This is a genomic window from Promicromonospora sukumoe, assembly GCF_014137995.1.
GTDB lineage: Bacteria > Actinomycetota > Actinomycetes > Actinomycetales > Cellulomonadaceae > Promicromonospora > Promicromonospora sukumoe.
In genome coordinates this window covers 620,009-637,076 of sequence record NZ_JACGWV010000002.1, presented here as the reverse complement: position 1 = coordinate 637,076, position 17,068 = coordinate 620,009, and the positions used below count along the sequence as shown (strand labels likewise).

General features: G+C 74.0%; 12 protein-coding genes. 9 read left to right on the top strand and 3 right to left on the bottom strand.

Features of this window, described 5'->3' with window-relative positions:
- The first annotated feature begins 171 nt into the window (after nucleotides 1-171).
- Genes FHX71_RS19885 through FHX71_RS19870 form a run of 4 tightly spaced genes read left to right on the top strand, consistent with a single transcriptional unit; the run spans nucleotide 172 to nucleotide 3,779 of the window.
- Nucleotides 172-1,233, top strand: a complete 1,062-nt coding sequence (locus tag FHX71_RS19885) for a glycosyltransferase family 2 protein (protein WP_376770150.1) — start codon at nucleotides 172-174, stop codon at nucleotides 1,231-1,233.
- Nucleotides 1,230-2,327: a glycosyltransferase gene (locus FHX71_RS19880; RefSeq protein WP_182619192.1), complete on the top strand. Its 1,098-nt coding sequence runs from the start codon at nucleotides 1,230-1,232 to the stop codon at nucleotides 2,325-2,327. Before FHX71_RS19885 ends, FHX71_RS19880 begins: the two co-directional genes overlap by 4 nt.
- Entirely contained in the window at nucleotides 2,324-3,364 is a 1,041-nt protein-coding gene (locus FHX71_RS19875) for a lysylphosphatidylglycerol synthase domain-containing protein (RefSeq protein ID WP_312877146.1), read from the top strand. Before FHX71_RS19880 ends, FHX71_RS19875 begins: the two co-directional genes overlap by 4 nt.
- Nucleotides 3,365-3,416: 52 nt before the next feature.
- Nucleotides 3,417-3,779: a DUF3499 domain-containing protein gene (locus FHX71_RS19870; RefSeq protein ID WP_182619191.1), complete on the top strand. Its 363-nt coding sequence runs from the start codon at nucleotides 3,417-3,419 to the stop codon at nucleotides 3,777-3,779.
- Between the two features lie 65 nt (nucleotides 3,780-3,844).
- Here FHX71_RS19870 and manA read toward each other — a convergent pair whose 3' ends face one another.
- Nucleotides 3,845-5,095, bottom strand: a complete 1,251-nt coding sequence (gene manA, locus FHX71_RS19865) for a mannose-6-phosphate isomerase, class I (RefSeq protein WP_182619190.1) — start codon at nucleotides 5,093-5,095, stop codon at nucleotides 3,845-3,847.
- A 143-nt stretch (nucleotides 5,096-5,238) separates the two neighbouring features.
- On the opposite strand from manA, the gene FHX71_RS19860 reads away from it, so the two are divergent.
- From FHX71_RS19860 to FHX71_RS19845, 4 genes are all read left to right on the top strand, one after another.
- On the top strand, nucleotides 5,239-7,305 hold the full coding sequence (locus FHX71_RS19860; RefSeq protein WP_182619189.1) for an acyltransferase family protein: 2,067 nt from the start codon (nucleotides 5,239-5,241) through the stop codon (nucleotides 7,303-7,305).
- A 99-nt stretch (nucleotides 7,306-7,404) separates the two neighbouring features.
- Nucleotides 7,405-9,987 carry a glycosyltransferase family protein gene (locus FHX71_RS19855; protein ID WP_182619188.1) on the top strand — a complete coding sequence of 861 codons (2,583 nt, stop codon included), beginning with the start codon at nucleotides 7,405-7,407 and terminating at the stop codon, nucleotides 9,985-9,987.
- Nucleotides 9,988-10,011: 24 nt separating this feature from the next.
- Nucleotides 10,012-11,499, top strand: a complete 1,488-nt coding sequence (locus FHX71_RS19850; protein WP_182619187.1) for a phosphomannomutase/phosphoglucomutase — start codon at nucleotides 10,012-10,014, stop codon at nucleotides 11,497-11,499.
- Nucleotides 11,496-11,684 carry a Trm112 family protein gene (locus FHX71_RS19845; protein ID WP_182619186.1) on the top strand — a complete coding sequence of 63 codons (189 nt, stop codon included), beginning with the start codon at nucleotides 11,496-11,498 and terminating at the stop codon, nucleotides 11,682-11,684. The genes FHX71_RS19850 and FHX71_RS19845 overlap by 4 nt, the downstream gene beginning before the upstream one ends.
- A gap of 121 nt (nucleotides 11,685-11,805) precedes the next feature.
- Here FHX71_RS19845 and FHX71_RS19840 read toward each other — a convergent pair whose 3' ends face one another.
- Complete coding sequence (locus tag FHX71_RS19840; protein WP_182619185.1) at nucleotides 11,806-13,905, bottom strand: acyltransferase family protein; 2,100 nt, start codon at nucleotides 13,903-13,905, stop codon at nucleotides 11,806-11,808.
- Between the two features lie 179 nt (nucleotides 13,906-14,084).
- On the opposite strand from FHX71_RS19840, the gene FHX71_RS19835 reads away from it, so the two are divergent.
- Nucleotides 14,085-16,466 (top strand): glycosyltransferase family A protein, encoded by a 2,382-nt coding sequence (locus tag FHX71_RS19835; protein WP_182619184.1) that lies wholly within the window; start codon nucleotides 14,085-14,087, stop codon nucleotides 16,464-16,466.
- Nucleotides 16,467-16,568: 102 nt separating this feature from the next.
- Here the strand turns inward: FHX71_RS19835 and FHX71_RS19830 are convergent, their stop codons facing one another.
- Nucleotides 16,569-17,006 carry a hypothetical protein gene (locus FHX71_RS19830; protein ID WP_182619183.1) on the bottom strand — a complete coding sequence of 146 codons (438 nt, stop codon included), beginning with the start codon at nucleotides 17,004-17,006 and terminating at the stop codon, nucleotides 16,569-16,571.
- Between the last annotated feature and the right edge of the window lie 62 nt (nucleotides 17,007-17,068).

The following is a 17,068-nucleotide window of genomic DNA, read 5'->3' as shown; positions in this document are numbered from 1 at the left end:
GTTGCCCCGACCGGGCGCCCCGGTCACGGCCCGGTAACAGTCATTTCTGGGAACGCAGTGTTCACGCCCTGGTCATGTACCGCTCCTACGCTCGTGAAGCCAGTCACTGCTCCTCCGGACACTGCTCATCGAAGGCACAGGGCCATGAAGCTGTTCGTGCAGATTCCCTGCTTGAACGAGGAAGAGACCCTTCCTGACGTGCTCGCCACGATCCCCCGCAGCATCCCGGGGGTCGACGAGATCGAGATCCTGGTCATCGACGACGGGTCCACGGACCGCACCGTGGAGGTCGCGCGCCGCCTCGGCGTGCGCCACATCGTGCGCCACACGCGGAACATGGGCCTGGCCCGGTCGTTCCGCGACGGCGTGGACTACGCGCTGCGGCACGGCGCGGACGTGGTCGTGAACACCGACGGCGACAACCAGTACCCGCAGGACCGCATCGGCGACCTGGTCATGCCCGTGGTGCTGGGCGACGCCGACATCGTCATAGCGGACCGGCAGACCGCCACCATCGAGCACTTCTCCCCGCTGAAGAAGCTGCTGCAGCAGGTCGGCAGCGCGGTGGTGAACTTCGCCGCCGGCACCGACCTGCCCGACGCCGCGAGCGGGTTCCGCGCCTACTCCCGCGGGGCGCTGCTGCGGCTGAACGTCGTCACGCAGTTCAGCTACTGCATGGAGACGATCATCCAGGCCGGGCACAAGCGCATGCGGATCGTGAGCGTGCCGGTCACGACCAACCCGAAGACCCGGGAGTCCCGGCTCTTCTCGAGCATGTGGCAGCACATCGCCAAGTCGGGGCAGGCGATCAGCCGGTCCTACGTCATGTTCCGGCCGCACACCGTGTTCGTCACGCTCGGGCTGCTGTTCGCGCTCGGGGCCGTGCTGCCGTTCGGCCGGTACGCGGTGCTGCTCGCCACCGGGACCGCGGGGCAGCACCTCCAGTCGATCGTGCTCGGGGCGACGTCGCTGGTCGGCGCGCTGCTCAGCTTCGCCCTGCTCGTGCTCGCCGACCTCCAGCGCACCAACCGGGTGCTGCTCGAGGAGACGCTGGAGCGCCTCAAGGAGGTGCAGTACGGCACGACGACGGGGCCTGCTGCGGTGGACGGCGCGGGCGGCCGTCCGGCGTCGGGCCACCTGCCCGGGACCGCGGCCCGCACGGCGCAGCCCGCGGCCGCCCAGGCCCGGCCCGCCGAGCCCGGCCTCGCGGACGTCCCGGCGGCCGTGCAGTGATCACCTTCGGCACCTACGACGCCGCACGGCACCCCCGCACCGCCGTCCTGGTCGCCGGGCTGCGCGCCCACGGGGTCAAGGTCACCGAGCTGAACCGGCCCCTCGGGTTCTCCACCGCCGAGCGCGTCCGGATGCTCCAGCAGCCGTGGCGGCTGCCGGCCCTCGCGGCCCGGCTGCTGCGGTGCTGGGCCGCGCTCGTGAGCGACGCGGTGCGGCACCGGCGCGCGGAAGGGCGGCCGGCGGCGGTCCTCGTCGGGTACCTCGGCCACTTCGACGTGCTCCTCGCGCGCCTGCTGTACCCCCGCTCCGTCGTCGTGCTCGACCACCTCGTCTTCGCCGGGGACACGGCCGCCGACCGCGGCGCCGCCGGCCTGCGCGTCCGGCTGCTCACCAGCCTGGACCGGCTCGCCGTCGCCTGCGCCGACGTCGTGGTGACCGACACCGACGAGCACCGGCGGATGCTGCCCGACCCGGACAAGGGCGTCGTCGTCCTGGTCGGCGCCCCGGACGAGTGGCGGACCCCGCCGGTCTCGACAAGCTCGACCGGCGAAGGAAGCCTGTCCGTCGTCTTCTTCGGCCTCTTCACCCCGCTCCAGGGCGCCCCGGTCCTCGCCGCCGCCCTGCGCGACGCCGTCGCCGCGCGCGCGCCCCTGCGCGTCACGATGGTCGGCACCGGCCAGGACCTGCCGCGCGCCCGCGAGGTGCTGGCCGCGACACCCGGCGTCACCTGGCACGACTGGGTCGAGCCCGGAGAGCTGCCCGCCCTGGTCGCCGCGCACGACGTCTGCCTCGGCATCTTCGGCGACACCCCGAAGGGCCTGCGCGTGGTGCCGAACAAGGTCTACCAGGGGCTCGCGGCCGGCTGCGTCGTCGTCACCTCGGACACCCCGCCGCAGCGCCGCGCGCTCGGCGAGCACGTCGAGCTGGTCCCCGTGGCCGACGCCGCGGCGCTCGCGGCCGAGCTCGTCCGGCTCGGCGACCCCGCGGCGCTGGCGGCGGCCCGGGCGCGGGCAGCGCGCGGCCGCGACCGCATCCGGCCCCAGGTGGTCGCCGAGCCGCTCGTGGCGGAGCTGCGCCGGCGGGACGCGCTGTGACCGTCCCGCCCGGAGCGACTGCGCGGCCCGACGCGCCGTCGTCCGGCGGCCCCGGTCCCGGCGACGACGGCGCCCGGGGCCGGCTCGTGCCCGCCGCGCTCGCGCTGCTCCGCTCGCCGTGGGTCCGGTGGGGCTTTCTCACCGTCGCGCTCGGGCTGGCGCTCTGGTACGTGCTCGGCAACCGCGAGGCGCTGCTCCGGGCCGCGGCCGGGCTGTCCGCGGCCGAGGTGACACTCGTCGTCGTGCTCGGCGTGCTCTACGTGTGGTGCACCCTGCTGGCGTGGCGGGCCGTCCTCGCGGACCTGGGCTCGTCGCTGCCGCTGCGCGCCGCCGTCGCGGTGTTCGGCATCAGCCAGCTCGGCAAGTACGTGCCGGGCGGGGTGTGGAACGTCGTGGCCGCCGCCGAGGTGGGCGCGGGGCACCGCGTGCCGCGCAGCCGGTCGGCGGCCGCGATGCTGGTGGCCGTCGCGGTCTCGGTGGCCTCGGGCGCGGCGGTGGGCGCGGTGGCGCTGCCGTTCGTCTCCGCGGGCGCGCTCGGCGCGTGGTCCTGGGTGGTGTGGGCGGCGCCGGTGGTGGTGCTCGTCCTCGCGCCGCCCGTGCTGAACCGGCTGGTCGGCCTGGCCCTGCGCGCCGCGCGGCGCGGCGCCCTGGAGCACCCGACCACCTGGGGCGGCCTGGGCCGTGCCGCCGCGTGGTCGGTGGCTGGCTGGCTGGTCGCGGGGCTCCAGCTCTGGGTGCTGTGCGGGGCGCTGGGCCTGCCGCTGACACCCCGGACGTTCGCGCTGGCGACGGGCGGCTGGGCGCTGGCGTGGACCGCGGGGTTCTTGTTCGTCGTCGCGCCCGCGGGTGCGGGCGTGCGTGAGCTGGTGCTCGCGGCGGTGCTCGCCGGGGCGCTCCCGGGCCCGGCCGCGGGGCTCGCGGTGCTGGTCAGCCGGGTGGTCCTGACCCTGGTCGACCTCGCGTTCGCGGGCGCCGGGCTGCTGCTCGCACGGTCCGCCGGGCGAATTGGTGCCGGATCACCGCCGTTACGCCCGTGAATGCCCGGCGTGTTCGGCACGTCCTACCCGGTCAGCGGCGTAGTCTCGGCGCGTGAGATCGGTGAGACAGTGTTCGCGCTCGGCCTGCACCAATGCGGCTGTGGTGACGCTCACGTACGTGTACGCGGACTCGACCGCGGTCTTGGGTCCGCTGGCGCACCTGGCCGAGCCCCACAGCTACGACCTGTGCGCGGAGCACGCCGAGCGGCTGACCGCGCCGCGCGGTTGGGAGGTGGTCCGCCTCATGCCGGAGTTCGAGGACGCCGGGCCGAGCCCCGACGACCTCTCCGCCCTCGCCGACGCCGTGCGCGAGGCGGGCCGACGTCGTCGTCCCGCCGAACCGCCCACGGTGACCGAGACGGCGCGCCGCGGCCACCTGCGCGTCCTGCGCGCGGACGACGACAACTCGGCCTGACCCGCCTGCTCCGTGTCAGACGTACAGGTCACTCCCGTGACCTGTACGTCTGACACGTGAGGGGGTTACGGGACCCAGGCGCACGCGGCGTGGCCCGCGCCCGAGAGCTCCAGGTTGCCGGCGTCGTGCGGCACGAAGACGGACTCGCCCTGCGTGAGGCGCAGCGGCCCCTCCTCGGAGCGGTCCGCCGTGAGCGTCAGCTCGCCGTCGAGGCACAGCAGGATGCGCGGCCCCGTGGCCGGCAGCGCCACGGGCTCGGCCGGGTCGACGTCGGCGGTCGTGAGCGCGAACTCCGTGACCGGCACGCGGTAGGTGTGCACCTGGCCGCGGCTGCCCGCCGTCGTCACCTCGGGGGCGGCCGGCTGCTGCGGCGCGAACACGGTGCAGGCGACGAGGTTCTCCTCGTCCACGAGCTTGGTCGTCAGGCCCGCGCGCAGCACGTTGTCGGAGCTCGCCATGATCTCGATGCCCACGCCGGACAGGTAGGCGTGCACCACGCCCGCGGGCGTGAAGGCGGCCTCGCCCGGCTCGAGCGAGAACCGGTTCAGCATGAGGGACGCGATGGCGCCCGGGTCGCCGGGGTGCTGCTCCGCCAGGTCGACCACCGTACGGTCGGCGCGCTCGAACGGGGAGCCGGCCGCCAGGCGGGCCCGCACCGAGTCGAGGGTCGCCTCGATGTCGGCGGCGCAGGCCTCGTCGGCGCGCGCGGACAGCAGGTGGTTGAACGCGTCCCGCATGCCGTCGTGGCTGCGGTCGTGCAGCAGCGCCGAGCGGACCGCCTCGACCATGTCGCCCGCCAGGCCCTCCAGCACGTCCAGGATGGTGCGCGGCGTGCGGAAGCCCGCCAGCCCCTCGAACTGTGAGATCGCGACGATCATCTCGGGCTTGTGCTGGTCGTCCTTGAACGACCGCTTGCCCGACGTCAGGGCCATCCCGGCCTTGTTCTCGCGCGCGAACCCCTCCCGGGCCTGCCGCGGCGAGGGGTGCACCTGCAGGGACAGCGCCTTGCGCGCGGCCAGCACCTTCAGCAGGTAGGGCAGGCGGGGGCCGAACTGCTCCGCCACACGGTGGCCGAGCGTCTGCACGGGCGCCTCGCGGACCAGCCGGTCCAGGGCGACGTGGTCGACGTCGTCGTCGTGCGTGATCCGGCTGACGGACGGCGCGCTGGGGTGCGCGCCGAGCCACATCTCCGCCTGCGGCTCCCCGTCGGGCTCGGTGCGGAGCAGGGTGGGGATCGCGTCGACGGACCCCCAGTCGTACCGCTGGATCGTGTTGTTCAGCGGCAGGGGCACGTGGAACTGGGCAACGGCAAGCACCGCGTCAGGATAGCCCGGAGGGCGTGCACGGGTGGGGAGAGTTGGGGCGAAAGTGATATTTGCCCCGGGCGTTCACCCCGTCCGCCGCGCCCGGTGACGCGCCCGGTTCTCCGGTGAAGAGCCCGTGCTCCTACTATGCGCTGGTGCACTCAGAAGCCGTCCCCCGGGCGGGCCGAATCCCCGAGATCCATGGTCTGCGCGGACTGGCCCTGGTCCTCGTGGTCCTGTTCCACCTGTTCGGCAACGGCCGCGTCTCCGGCGGCGTCGACGTCTTCCTGGCGCTCACCGGCTTCCTCGTGACCCGTTCGCTGGTCGGCCGCGTGGAGCGCGGGGACCTGCGTCTGGTCGAGTACTACGGGCGCACGTTCTCCCGGCTGTCGGCCCCGTCGCTCGTCGTGCTGGCGGCGACGGCGGCCATCATGGTCCTGGTCCTGCCGCAGGCGATGTGGCAGAGCACCCTGCGGGAGATCGGTGCCTCGGCGGTCTACCTGCTGAACTGGGAGATGATCCACTCCCAGCTCGCGTACGGGGCGGCCGGCCCGTCGGCCAGCCCCCTGCAGCACTTCTGGTCGCTGGCGGTGCAGGGCCAGTTCATGATCGTCTGGCCGGCGCTGCTCCTGCTGCTCGCCGTCGTCGCGCGCAAGTGGTTCCGGCCCACGCTGGCCGTCGTCACGGTCCTGGCCACGGCGGCGTCCCAGGTCTTCGCGCTCCACGTCGGGGCCGTCGACCAGCCGCTCTCCTACTTCCACTCGGGCACCCGGTTCTGGGAGCTCGGCCTCGGCGCGGCCCTGGCCCTGCTCCTCGGCTGGGTCCAGCCGACCGGGGCACTGCGCCCGGTGCTCGGCTGGCTCGGCCTGGGCCTCGTGGTCTCCTCCGGCTTCGTGCTCGACGGCGTGGCCCTGTTCCCCGGCCCGTGGGCCCTGTGGCCGGTCGGCGGCGCCCTGCTCGTGATCCTCGGCTCCGCACCGGACTCCGCGTGGGGCCCGCGCGGTCTGCTGGAGGTGGCGCCGCTGCGGTTCCTCGCCGACATCTCGTTCCCGCTCTACCTGTGGCACTGGCCCCTGCTCATCGGCTACCTCCACCTCACCGGCGCGCAGCGGCCGGACTGGGTCGCGGCGGTGGTGATCTTCGCGACGTCGACGGCGCTCGCGTGGCTGACCCACCGGTTCGTGGAACGCCCCGTCGTGACCGCCCGGCGGTTCACCGGCCGGCCCCGCCTGGCCACGGCCGTGGCGCTCGCCCTCGTGCCGGCACTCCTGTGCGTCGTGGCGGTCGACCGGGTGGCGGCGCACCAGACGGCGGTCGAGGCGGAGGCGGAGGCGGAGGTCGAGCGGCTGGCCGGCTGCATCGGGGCGGCGACCATGGACCCCGGCACGCCCCCCTGCGAGATCGAGGACGCGAGCTCGCTCGTGGATGCGTTCAGCACGGGCTACTCCGACCCGGGCGGATCGGCCGCCGACTGCTGGTCCAACCGCGAACGGCCGGTGCGCCTCGGCGTGTGCAGCCTGGGCCCCGAGACGGGGTACACGCGCACGCTGCTGGCCACGGGCGACTCGCACAGCCACCAGATGCTCTCGGCCTACCAGCGGATCGCGCAGGAGCGCGGCTGGCGGATCGACGTCGCGGGCCGCGCGGGCTGCCACTGGAACGCGCGCCCGATGCTCAAGTCCGTGCAGGAGTCCATCGACCTGTGCACCGAGTGGAACCGCCAGCTCGAGGAGTACGTGCGCTCGCACCCCGAGTACGACGGTTACCTGGTGCTGCACTCCAGCAAGCAGTCGGTCCAGGCCGTCGGCGACGAGGACCGCACCGAGGCGCTCGGCGCGGGCCTCGCGGAAGCGTGGGCCCAGCGCCCCGACCTCTCGGCGCCGGTCGTCGCGATCCGCGACAACCCGATCTTCGAGGAGAACGCCGACGTCTTCGAGCGGGAGGTCGTGCCCTGCATCGAGGAGAACGGTGACGAGGCGGGGACGGTCTGCGCCCGGGACCGGGAGGACGTGCTGCGCGACGACGGCTCGGCGGCCGCCGTGCGGCTGGACCCGAACGCGCGCCTCGTGGACATGACCGACTACTTCTGCGGCCCGGAGACCTGCCCGCCGGTGATCGGGTACCTGCCCGTGTACGCGGACGGCTTCCACGTGTCCCGGCCCTACCTGGTGACCCTGGCGCCGTTCCTGGGCGACCGCATCGCCGCCGCGCTCGGCGACTGACCCGGCCCCGGCCGGAGCCCGCGGAGCCACCCGGCCGTCCCCGCCCGGCGCCCCTGCCGGGCGGTCCTGAGGCGGCCCGGTGATCGCTACGCTGTCGCTGTGGCTCTTGACCCCAGCAAGATCATCAGGGCGCTCGTGGACGGACGCGGCCGGCAGGCCCGGGGCGGGCAGGACGAAGCGACGGAGGTTCCCGGTCCGGCCGCCGAACCGGCGCCGTCGTCCGCCGGGCCCGCCGAGCCCGCCGGGCATGCAGAGCCTGCCAGGCCCGCCGAGCCTGCCGGGCCCGCCGAGCCGGAGGCCGGACCCGCGGAGCCCGACGTGTCGGACGCCGAGCGGGTGCTCGGCTCAGGTGTCTTCGACGTCGAGTGGTACGAGGCCCAGGCGGGCACCACGTTCCCGGACCCCGCGCGCGCCGTCGAGCACTACCTGGCGCGCGGCCGGCGGGCGGGGTGGTCGCCGCACCCGCTCTTCGTCCCGGCGCGCTTCCGGACCCACCGGTGGGAGCGCGAGGAGACGGACCCGCTGATCACCTACCTCGACGGCGTCGAGGACGCCTGGCGGTCGGTCACGTCGCCGCTCTTCGACCCGGCAGGGCTCGACGGACCGTCCGACGCCGGCCGCAGTCCGCTGGTGGCCTTTCTCGAGGAGAACGGGCCGGACGTGGCCCTTCCGCTCGCGCCGGAGTCGGGCTGGCTGCGCGCCGGGCTGACGCTGACCGACGTGCGCGAGGCCCTGCGCGCGGAGCTGCGCGAGGCCGGCGAGCCCGCGACGACGTCCTGGCAGGACCAGCCCCCGGCCGACACCGTGCCGGGCCTGGTGACCGTCGTCGTCGTGGACTGCGGCAGCACGAGCGACGTGACCTCCACCCTCCGCGCGATCGACGGTGCCGCCCGGCCGGAGGACGCCCCGCAGGGCCAGCCCGTCGACGCCGTCCTTCTCGTCCCGGGCGAGCGGCGCCGGGCCGTCGTCGGCCTGACCCTGGCCCGGCTCGCCCGGTGCGCGGTGCGGGTCCTGCCGGTGCCGGCCGACCGGGGGACCTCCTCCGTCGTCGACGAGGCGGCGCACGGGGCCCGGGGCGAGCACGTGCTGCTGATGTCGTCGCGGCAGGGCTTCCGGGAGGGCGCGCTCGCCGACTGGCCGGCGGCCCTCGCGGAGTCCGGCGCCGCCGTCGTGCACCCCCTGGTGCTGGGCGGCACCCTGCTGGTCCGGGACGCCGGCGTCGTCTACCCGCCGCACGGGAAGGACCCGGTGCCGTTCCTCAAGGGCGTGCACCCCGACAGCGTCCCGTGGCCGCGGCCGTGGTTCGCGGTCCCGGGCGCACCGGTGCCGCTGCTCGCGCGCACGGAGTCCGTCCGGGCCGTGCGGGGCCCGTCCCGGCCCCGCGCGCTGTGGGCCGACGTCGACCTCTCGCAGCGGCTGGCCGCGCACGAGGAGCGCCCCGTCGTCGTGGTCCGCGACCTGGTCGTGACCCGTTCCGCGGGCGGAGCGTTCGACGACACCACGGAGCCGGAGCAGGACCTCTCGGCCTTCCGGGCGACCTGGCGGGAGGTGCCGCCGGGCTCCGCGGACCTCTTCGGGACGTTCGGCCTCGCCCCGGTCTTCCAGGGGCTGACGGCGCTCAGCGCGCCCGACAAGGCGAAGTCCTGGACGCGCGCGCTCTGGCTCTCCGCTCCCGAGCCCTCCGCCCCTGAGCCCTCGGCCCCCGGGGCGCCCGGGCGGGCCGAGGTGCGGGAGGCGCCGCCCGCCCTGCGGTGGGCGATCAAGACGGCCATGCCGGCCGCCGACCGCGCGCGCCAGTGGGGCGACTTCCACTTCGCCCACTCGCTGGCGGACGCCCTGCGCGGCCTCGGTCAGCGGGTCGTGGTCGACTACGGGCCCAACGACGCCCGTGAGACGTCGTACCGGGACGACGTCGTGCTGATGCTCCGGGGGCTGCGCCCGGCCCGCGTGCCCGCCCACGTGACGAGCGCCGTGTGGGTGATCAGCCACCCGGAGGACGTCACGGCCCGCGAGCTCGCCACCTACGACCTGCGGTACGCCGCCAGCCTCACCTGGCCGCGCGACGTCTCGGCCCGGTGGGGCCTGCCGGTGCGGCCGCTGCTCCAGTGCACCGACCCGAGCCGGTTCTACGTCGACGACGAGACCGTCGACGAGGTGGTCGGCAAGGCCGTGCTGGTGGGCAACTCCCGGAACCAGGCCCGGCCCGTGGCCGTGCAGTCGGTGCGGTCGGGCACGCCGGTCGCCGTCTACGGCGCGCACTGGGAGAAGTTCCTGCCGCCCGAGGTGATCGCCGGCACGTACGTCCCCAACGAGATCGTGCGCCGCTACTACCGTTCGGCGGCCTGGGCGCTGAACGACCACTGGCCCGACATGCGCGACCTCGGGTTCGTCGCGAACCGCGTCTTCGACATCCTCGCGTCCGGGGGCCGCCTGCTGACCGACGACGTCCACGGCCTCGCGGAGCTGTTCCGCCCGGTGCTCCCGGAGCGGGGCCTCGCGACCTTCACCACGCCCGAGGAGCTGCACGCGCTGCTCGCGGAGGGCAGCGACGCCTGGTACGACGAGGCGGCGCTGCGCACCCTCTCCGAGCACGTCCGGACGGAGCACAGCTTCGCCGCGCGCGCCGCGGTGCTGCTGGAGGACGTGCTCGCCCAGCGCGCCGGAACGGTCGCCGGCACCTGAGCCGGGCTCGCGTACGCTGACGACGTGGCACTCGACCTCAGCAGGATCATCAAGGCGTACGACGTACGGGGACTGGTACCCGAGGAGCTCTCGCCCCAGGTGGCGCGGGCCGTCGGGGCGGCGTTCGCCCGGGTGGTGGTGCTGCCGGAGGCGACGGGTGACACCCGCCCGGCCGCCGTCGTCGGGCGCGACATGCGCGACTCCGGGCCCGAGCTGGTGGACGCCTTCGCCGCCGGCCTGACGGCGGAGGGCGTGGACGTCGTCCGGATCGGCCTCTGCTCGACCGACGGGCTGTACCACGCCTCCGGGTCGCTCGGCCTGCCGGGCGCCATGTTCACCGCCAGCCACAACCCGGCCGCCTACAACGGGATCAAGCTGTGCCGGACGGGCGCCCGCCCGGTCGGCGAGGCCACGGGCCTGGTCGCGATCCGCGAGGCGGCCCAGGCGATCCTGGACGGCGACGACGCCGCGGGCACGCCGGCCGGCGGCGCGGGGGAGGTGACCGACCGGGAGTCGCTGGGCGAGTACGCCGAGTTCCTGCGGGGCCTGGTGGACCTGTCGGGCATCCGGCCGCTCAAGGTCGTGGTGGACGCCGGCAACGGCATGGCGGGCCTGACGGCGCCCGCCGTCCTCGGCACCGCCACGGGCCTGACCGAGCTGCCGCTCGACCTGGTGCCCATGTACTTCGAGCTGGACGGCACGTTCCCGAACCACGAGGCCAACCCGCTGGAGCCGGCCAACCTGATCGACCTGCAGGCGGCGGTCGTCGCGAACGGCGCCGACATCGGGCTCGCGTTCGACGGCGACGCCGACCGCTGCTTCGTGGTCGACGAGAAGGGCGTGCCGGTGTCACCGTCGGCGATCACCGCGCTCGTCGGGCTGCGCGAGGTCGAGAAGGAGAAGGCCGCCGGGCGCGTGCCCACGGTGATCCACAACCTCATCACGTCGCGTGCCGTGCCCGACCTCCTGTCGGCCGCCGGGGCGCGGACGGTGCGCACGCGCGTGGGGCACTCGTTCATCAAGGCCGAGATGGCGCAGCACGAGGCCGTGTTCGGCGGCGAGCACAGCGCCCACTACTACTTCCGCGACTTCTTCTTCGCCGACACCGGGATGCTCGCCGCCCTGCACGTGCTCGCGGCCCTCGGCACCCAGCCGCACCCGCTGTCCGAGGTCGCGGAGATGTACGAGCCCTACGTGGCGTCCGGCGAGATCAACTCGCGGGTGCCGGACGCGGCCGAGGCCACGGCCCGGGTGCTGGACGCCTACCGCGTCGCGTACCCCGGGATCGAGGTCGACACCCTCGACGGCGTCACGGTGTCCTACTGGGACGGCCACCCGCAGTGGTGGTTCAACCTCCGGGCGTCCAACACGGAGCCCCTGCTGCGGCTCAACGTCGAGGCCGCCGACCACGACATCATGGAGAAGGTGCGCGACGACGTGCTGTCGCTCGTGCGTGCCGCGACCGAGGAGCCGGGCGCGTCCGGGCTGCCCGAGACAGGAGAGACGGAATGAGCGCCGAGCTGGAACCGTGGGTGCGCGAGATCCTGCGCTGCCCCGTGACGGGAGCGGTCCTGGTGGACGGGACGGGGCCCGGCGGCGAGCCGGAGCTGCACTCCACCGACCCGGACCGGCCGCTCGCCTATCCGGTGCGCGACGGCATCCCCGTGCTGCTGGAGTCGGACGCGCGGGAGCTCTGAACGACCCAGGACGAACGAGACCGGCCCGGACCCGAGGTGCTCGGGTCCGGGCCGGTCTTCTGGTCGGCGCTCCGGCCGACGACGTGCGGCCGGCGGCGCGCGGCGTGCGGCCGACGGCGCGCTAGCGCGACAGCAGCGGGACCAGCCGGTCGGTCAGCACCGGCACCGCCGAGAGCGCGTACGTGTTCGTGATGTGCGAACCCTGGCGGTACACGAGCACCCCGCCGATCACCGGCGGGCAGACCTGCTCGTCGCAGAAGAGGTCGGTCAGGTCGAGGACGTCGACCGCCGGCACCTTCTCTGCCGCGGCCACGAGCGCGGGCGTGCCGCTCGCGGCGATGCCGTCCGCCCGGCCGAAGGCGCAGTCGGAGAGCTGGTCGAGCCGCTCGGCCACGCACTTGTAGACCTCGCCGTCACCGACCTCGACGTTCGCGGGCGACGGGTTGTCCAGCAGCGCCACGACGTGGATGCCCGCCTGCCCCAGCCGGTCCCAGACCCGCACGAGCCCGTCGGTCATCGCCGCCTCGGTGGTCTCCCCGGTGGTGGGGTCGATCGCGGTGTCGTGACGCTGCGAGACCACCACGACGTCGGGCTTCATCTCGATCAGGGCGTCCGTGAGGGCGCGGTTGTGCTCCAGGCACTCCGTGTAGTCCTGGCCGCCCTCGTTGCGCAGCACGTCGTACAGGCCGCAGGACGACTTGGTCGCGGTGACCAGCCGCCATCCCTCCTGCCGCGCGAGCTCGTCGAACGCGCCCGACCACTGCAGCGCCTTCGAGTCGCCCGCCAGGACCATCGTCCGCTCGCCGTCCGGGTCACCGAACTCGCAGAACTTCGGGGTCGTGGCCTCCTGGTCCGCCTGGCAGTCCTTGCCGTAGGCGGCGGGCACGTCGTCGACGGCGTCGACCGGCCCCGGGACCATCGAGTCGACGGAGTCGGGGTTCTCGATCCCGCTCGCCCGGCCGTCCGTGACGGTCAGGCTCCGTGCGCCCTCGGCGTCCCCGGCTCCGGCCGGCGGCCCCTGCGGCACCGCCAGCATGACGACCAGGCCGGCCAGGATGCCGACGGCGGTGAGGTTGGCACCCACCGAGAGCGTCGTGCGGTTGGACCGGGCGAGGGTCCCCGAGAAGCGGACGGGGTTCTCGACGAGCTTGAGCGAGAGCCACGCGGGGATGAACGACGCCGCCATCAGCAGCGTGCCCTCGAGAGGGCTCGGCGTGCCGTAGAGGTTCTCGTAGCCGATGAGCAGCGGCCAGTGCCACAGGTAGAGCGAGTAGGACAGCCCGCCGATCCATACCGCCGGCTTCGCGGAGAGCAGTCGCTGCACGGTGGAGGGGCTGCTGCCGGCGCCGGCGATGATGATCGCCGCCGTCGCCAGGGTGGGGACCAGGGCCCAGGAGCCCGGCCACGCGTAGGAGCCGTCGAGCAGCAGCGCCGCGCCCACCAGCGTGGCGAGACCCGCCCAGCCGAGGATCCGGGTCGCCACGGCGGGCAGCCGCGGCCACAGGCCGGCACCCACGGCGACGAGCGCGCCGATGCCCAGCTCCCAGAGGCGGGTGGTGGTCACGAAGAAGGCCGTGGCCTGGTTGGAGTTGGTCAGCAGCACCGACCAGACGAAGGACGGGACGACGATGACGGCGAGCCCGATCCCCATGAGCGGACGCACCTTGAAGCCGGTGCGGCGTACCAGGAGCGTGACGAGGACGAGCAGGAGCGGCCAGACGATGTAGAACTGCTCCTCGACCGCGAGCGACCAGAAGTGCTGCACCGGGGACGCCGTCGTGCCCTCGGCCAGGTAGTCGACCGAACGGTCGGCGAGGCGCCAGTTCACGACGTACGCCGCGGCGGCCACGATGTCGCCGCCGAAGGTGCGCCACTCCGTGACGGAGCTCGTGAACCAGACGATGGCCGCCGTGGCCGTCAGGACCAGCGCCGTCGCGGGCAGCAGGCGCTTCGCGCGGCGGGCGTAGAACTGGGTCAGGGACACCCGGCCGGTCCGCTCGACCTCACGGACCAGCAGGCCCGTGATGAGGAAGCCGGAGATCACGAAGAAGATGTCGACGCCGATGAAGCCACCGGGGAGGAAAGGAAGGCCCGCGTGGTAGATCAGTACCGCGCCGATGGCGACCGCACGAAGCCCCTCGATGTCCGGGCGGAACCCGCTCTGGCGGGCCGGCTTGTGCTCCTCGCGCGGTGTTGCGGGTGAAGTTGCAAGTGTCGTCACGTCGCTCCAGGGAAACGTTGGGCACGCTGCCCGGCCGCAAACTTTATCAGCGAGCGGTCGGCCACCCGCGCACGTCGCGCCGCCCGGTTTCACCCGGGAGGTGTTCGTCGCAGGGCCGTCGCTCTGCCACAATCAGGCCGATGCGGCGCGGACGAGCGCCGCCAGAGCCGAGCAGGAACATGACGAACGATCGGTCCGACCTTCCCGTGATCGCCGCCGAGCTCCAGCGCATGCGGGTGAATGCCTTCATCGTCTCGGATATCGCGCGACGCACCGATTCCCAGTCCCACCGGGACCTGATGGCGCTCATGCGTGACGCGACCGAGGGGCTCCAGCAGTCCCGGTGGTCGATGGCGCGCGCCCACGCCATCGGCGTCGCGCCGGGGGACGACGACGAGCTCGACGAAGCGCTCGAGGTGCTGCTCAAGGCCGCTGCCCGCGGATCTCGCAGCGTCGGCCCGCAGCAGGCCTTCCTGCTGGGGCACCTCCTTGTCGAGCGCCGCCGCGTCGACGACCTCAAGCGGGTGCTGCCCAAGCTCTCGCTGCTCCCGCAGCAGGCCGACATGCTGCGGATCGACCTCGCCAACCCGGCGGTCGACCCGACCTCGGACGAGCAGACCTGGACCGACACCTTCAACGAGGTGATCCTCGGTGGTGCCGCCCCGATCCGGCTGACGCCCCCCGAGGGTGAGGCGAGCCCGTTCGACCGGCTGGCGAGCGACGTGCCGGCCGGTACGACGGGCGGCGACCTCGTCACCGTGATCATCAGCTCGTTCCGCCCCGGTGCGGAGCTGCTGACCTCGGTGCGGTCCGTCCTGGCACAGACGTGGCGCGACCTCGAGATCCTCGTCATCGACGACGAGTCGGGTCCTGAGTTCGCACCGGTCTACCGCGAGGTGGAGGCGCTCGACCCGCGCGTCCGGGTGCTGTCCCAGGCCGAGAACGCCGGCACCTACGCGGCGCGCAACCGGGCGATCGACGAGGCCAGGGGCGTCTACGTGACGTTCCAGGACGCCGACGACTGGGCCCACCCGCAACGGATCGAGCTGTCGGTCGCGGCCCTCGCGGCGAACAGCCTCGTCAGCGGCGTGCGCACCAACGCGGTCAAGCTCTCGGACGACCTGGTGCTCGCCCGCCGGCAGAACACGATCCGCCAGGCGGTCGCGCCGACCCTGATGTTCCGCCGCGAGCAGGTGTGGCCGCACTTCGGCTCGTTCGACCCCGTGCGCAAGGCCGCGGACACGGAGTTCCACTTCCGCCTGGACGCCGCCCTGCCCGGCCGGACCATCGACCTCCAGCCGACGCTCCAGTTCATGCGCATGAGCGCCGGCTCCCTGTCGCGGGACGAGTTCCGCAGCGGCTGGCGCCACCCGGCGCGCATGCTCTACCGCTCCGCGATGCTCACCTGGCACGACGAGCTGCGCCGCGGCGCCTCGCCGTACCTCGGGCGCGAGCAGCGCGCGTTCCCCACGCCGCGGCGGTTCGAGATCACGCAGCGGCCGCACCCCGTCTACGACCTGGTGGTGCTCGGCGACTGGCGGTCCGACGAGCCCCGCGAGCGCGACGCCGCGCAGTGGGTCGAGATGCTCGCCGCGGCCGACCCGGCACGACGGATCGCGCTCGTCCACCTCGAGGGCTTCTCGCTCGAGCCGCGCCGCAAGCTGCACTTCATCGAGCCGGTGCGGCGGATGATCGCCGCGGGCGTCGTCGAGGGCCTCGCCTACGACGACGACGTCCAGGCGGAGCGCATCGTGTGCATCGACCCGACGGCGCTGTCCTACCTGCCGAGGCTCCGGTCAGGGCTGCGCGCGCCGGAGGTCGTGGTCGTCGTCGACCGGCCCGAGCAGGTCGCGCGGGCCCCCTTCGCCACCTACGACGCCGACTTCATCGAGCGGACGGCGAAGAGCGCGTTCGGGGGAGCGACCGTCTGGAGCCCGCGCGGCGTCGACGCCGAGCACGTCGTCGCGGTCGACCGGAACATCACCGGCGTGTCCCTGCCCACGGCGTTCGTGCCCGGACCGCGAGCCACGATCGCCTCGCACCCCGGCGTCGTCACGGTCGCCCTCGGGACGCTGGCCGAGGAGCCGCTGCGTGAGGCGTCCGCGATGGTCCGCGCGCTCGCCGGCGCGGGCCTGGACGTCCGGATGCGGACCAACGGCCACGCCCGCCGCGTGATCGACGGCGAGCTCCAGGCGGCGCTCGGCCGGGGCGAGGTCGACGTCACCCACCGGCCGATGCTCTTCTTCCCGCACGAGGTGGCCGACGGCGTGGTCCTGGCCGCGGCCCGCGACCTGGTCGTGGTCGCTCCCGGGTCCCGGACCCTGCTGAGCAGGGTCGTCGCCGAGGGGCTCGCGTCCGGCGCGCGCGTCCACGTGCCCTCCTCCGCATGGTTCGAGGGGCTTCCGGCCGCTCCGTACGAGAGCCCCGAGCAGCTCGCGCGGACTCTCGTCGAGGGCCCGGTGCCGGCGGTGACCGAGGACCTGCACCGTCGTCGGGCGGTGGAGGCCGCCGGCCTCGAGGCCTGGTACGCGGGTCTGCGCCAGCCGGTCGGCGCCGGCTGACGGTACCTGGCGGCCACTACCTGGCGACCACAGAGCCCGAGGGCCCCGGAGCGTTCTGCTCCGGGGCCCTCGGGCTCTGTGCTGCTGCTCTGCTCGTCCGGCTCAGTTGGTCCGGGTCGCCTCGGCACGCGTGCTCGCGGCCTCGAGGCGGGCGGCGTCGACGGAGGCGAGGAGCCGCCGCTCGGCGCTGTCCACCTGACGCCACGACCGCTCCGACGTCTCCGAGAGGCTGTCGCTCAGGGCGGCGGACCGGGTGTTGAGCAGCGCCAGCTCGTCGCTGAAGGCGCCGGACTTCTTGCGGAGCTCGGCCAGGTCGTCGTTGATCGACCCGAAGCTGCTGCGGATCTCACCCAGCACGACGCGGCCGGCCTTGGTCGCTCGACGGTCGGCGAGCAGGTGGACCACGGCGACGAGCGCGAGGGTCACGCCGGTGACGGCGAGGGACGTCGTCGTGTCCCCGGTCAGCGCCAGGGCGGCGGCAGTGCCACCGGCGAGGACCGTGACTGCCGTCGCAACATGGAAAATGGACAACCGCGGCACGGGCGATCTCCGTTCGGTCAGATGGGGCCGGGACGAGTGCTCCGGTCTGTGCTCGCAGGGTA

Excerpts from the sequence above, each read along its gene's own strand:
- FHX71_RS19845 (WP_182619186.1), top strand. The coding sequence starts at position 11,496 with ATGAGCGCCGAGCTGGAACCGTGGGTGCGCGAGATCCTGCGCTGCCCC.
- FHX71_RS19835 (WP_182619184.1), top strand. The coding sequence starts at position 14,085 with ATGACGAACGATCGGTCCGACCTTCCCGTGATCGCCGCCGAGCTCCAG.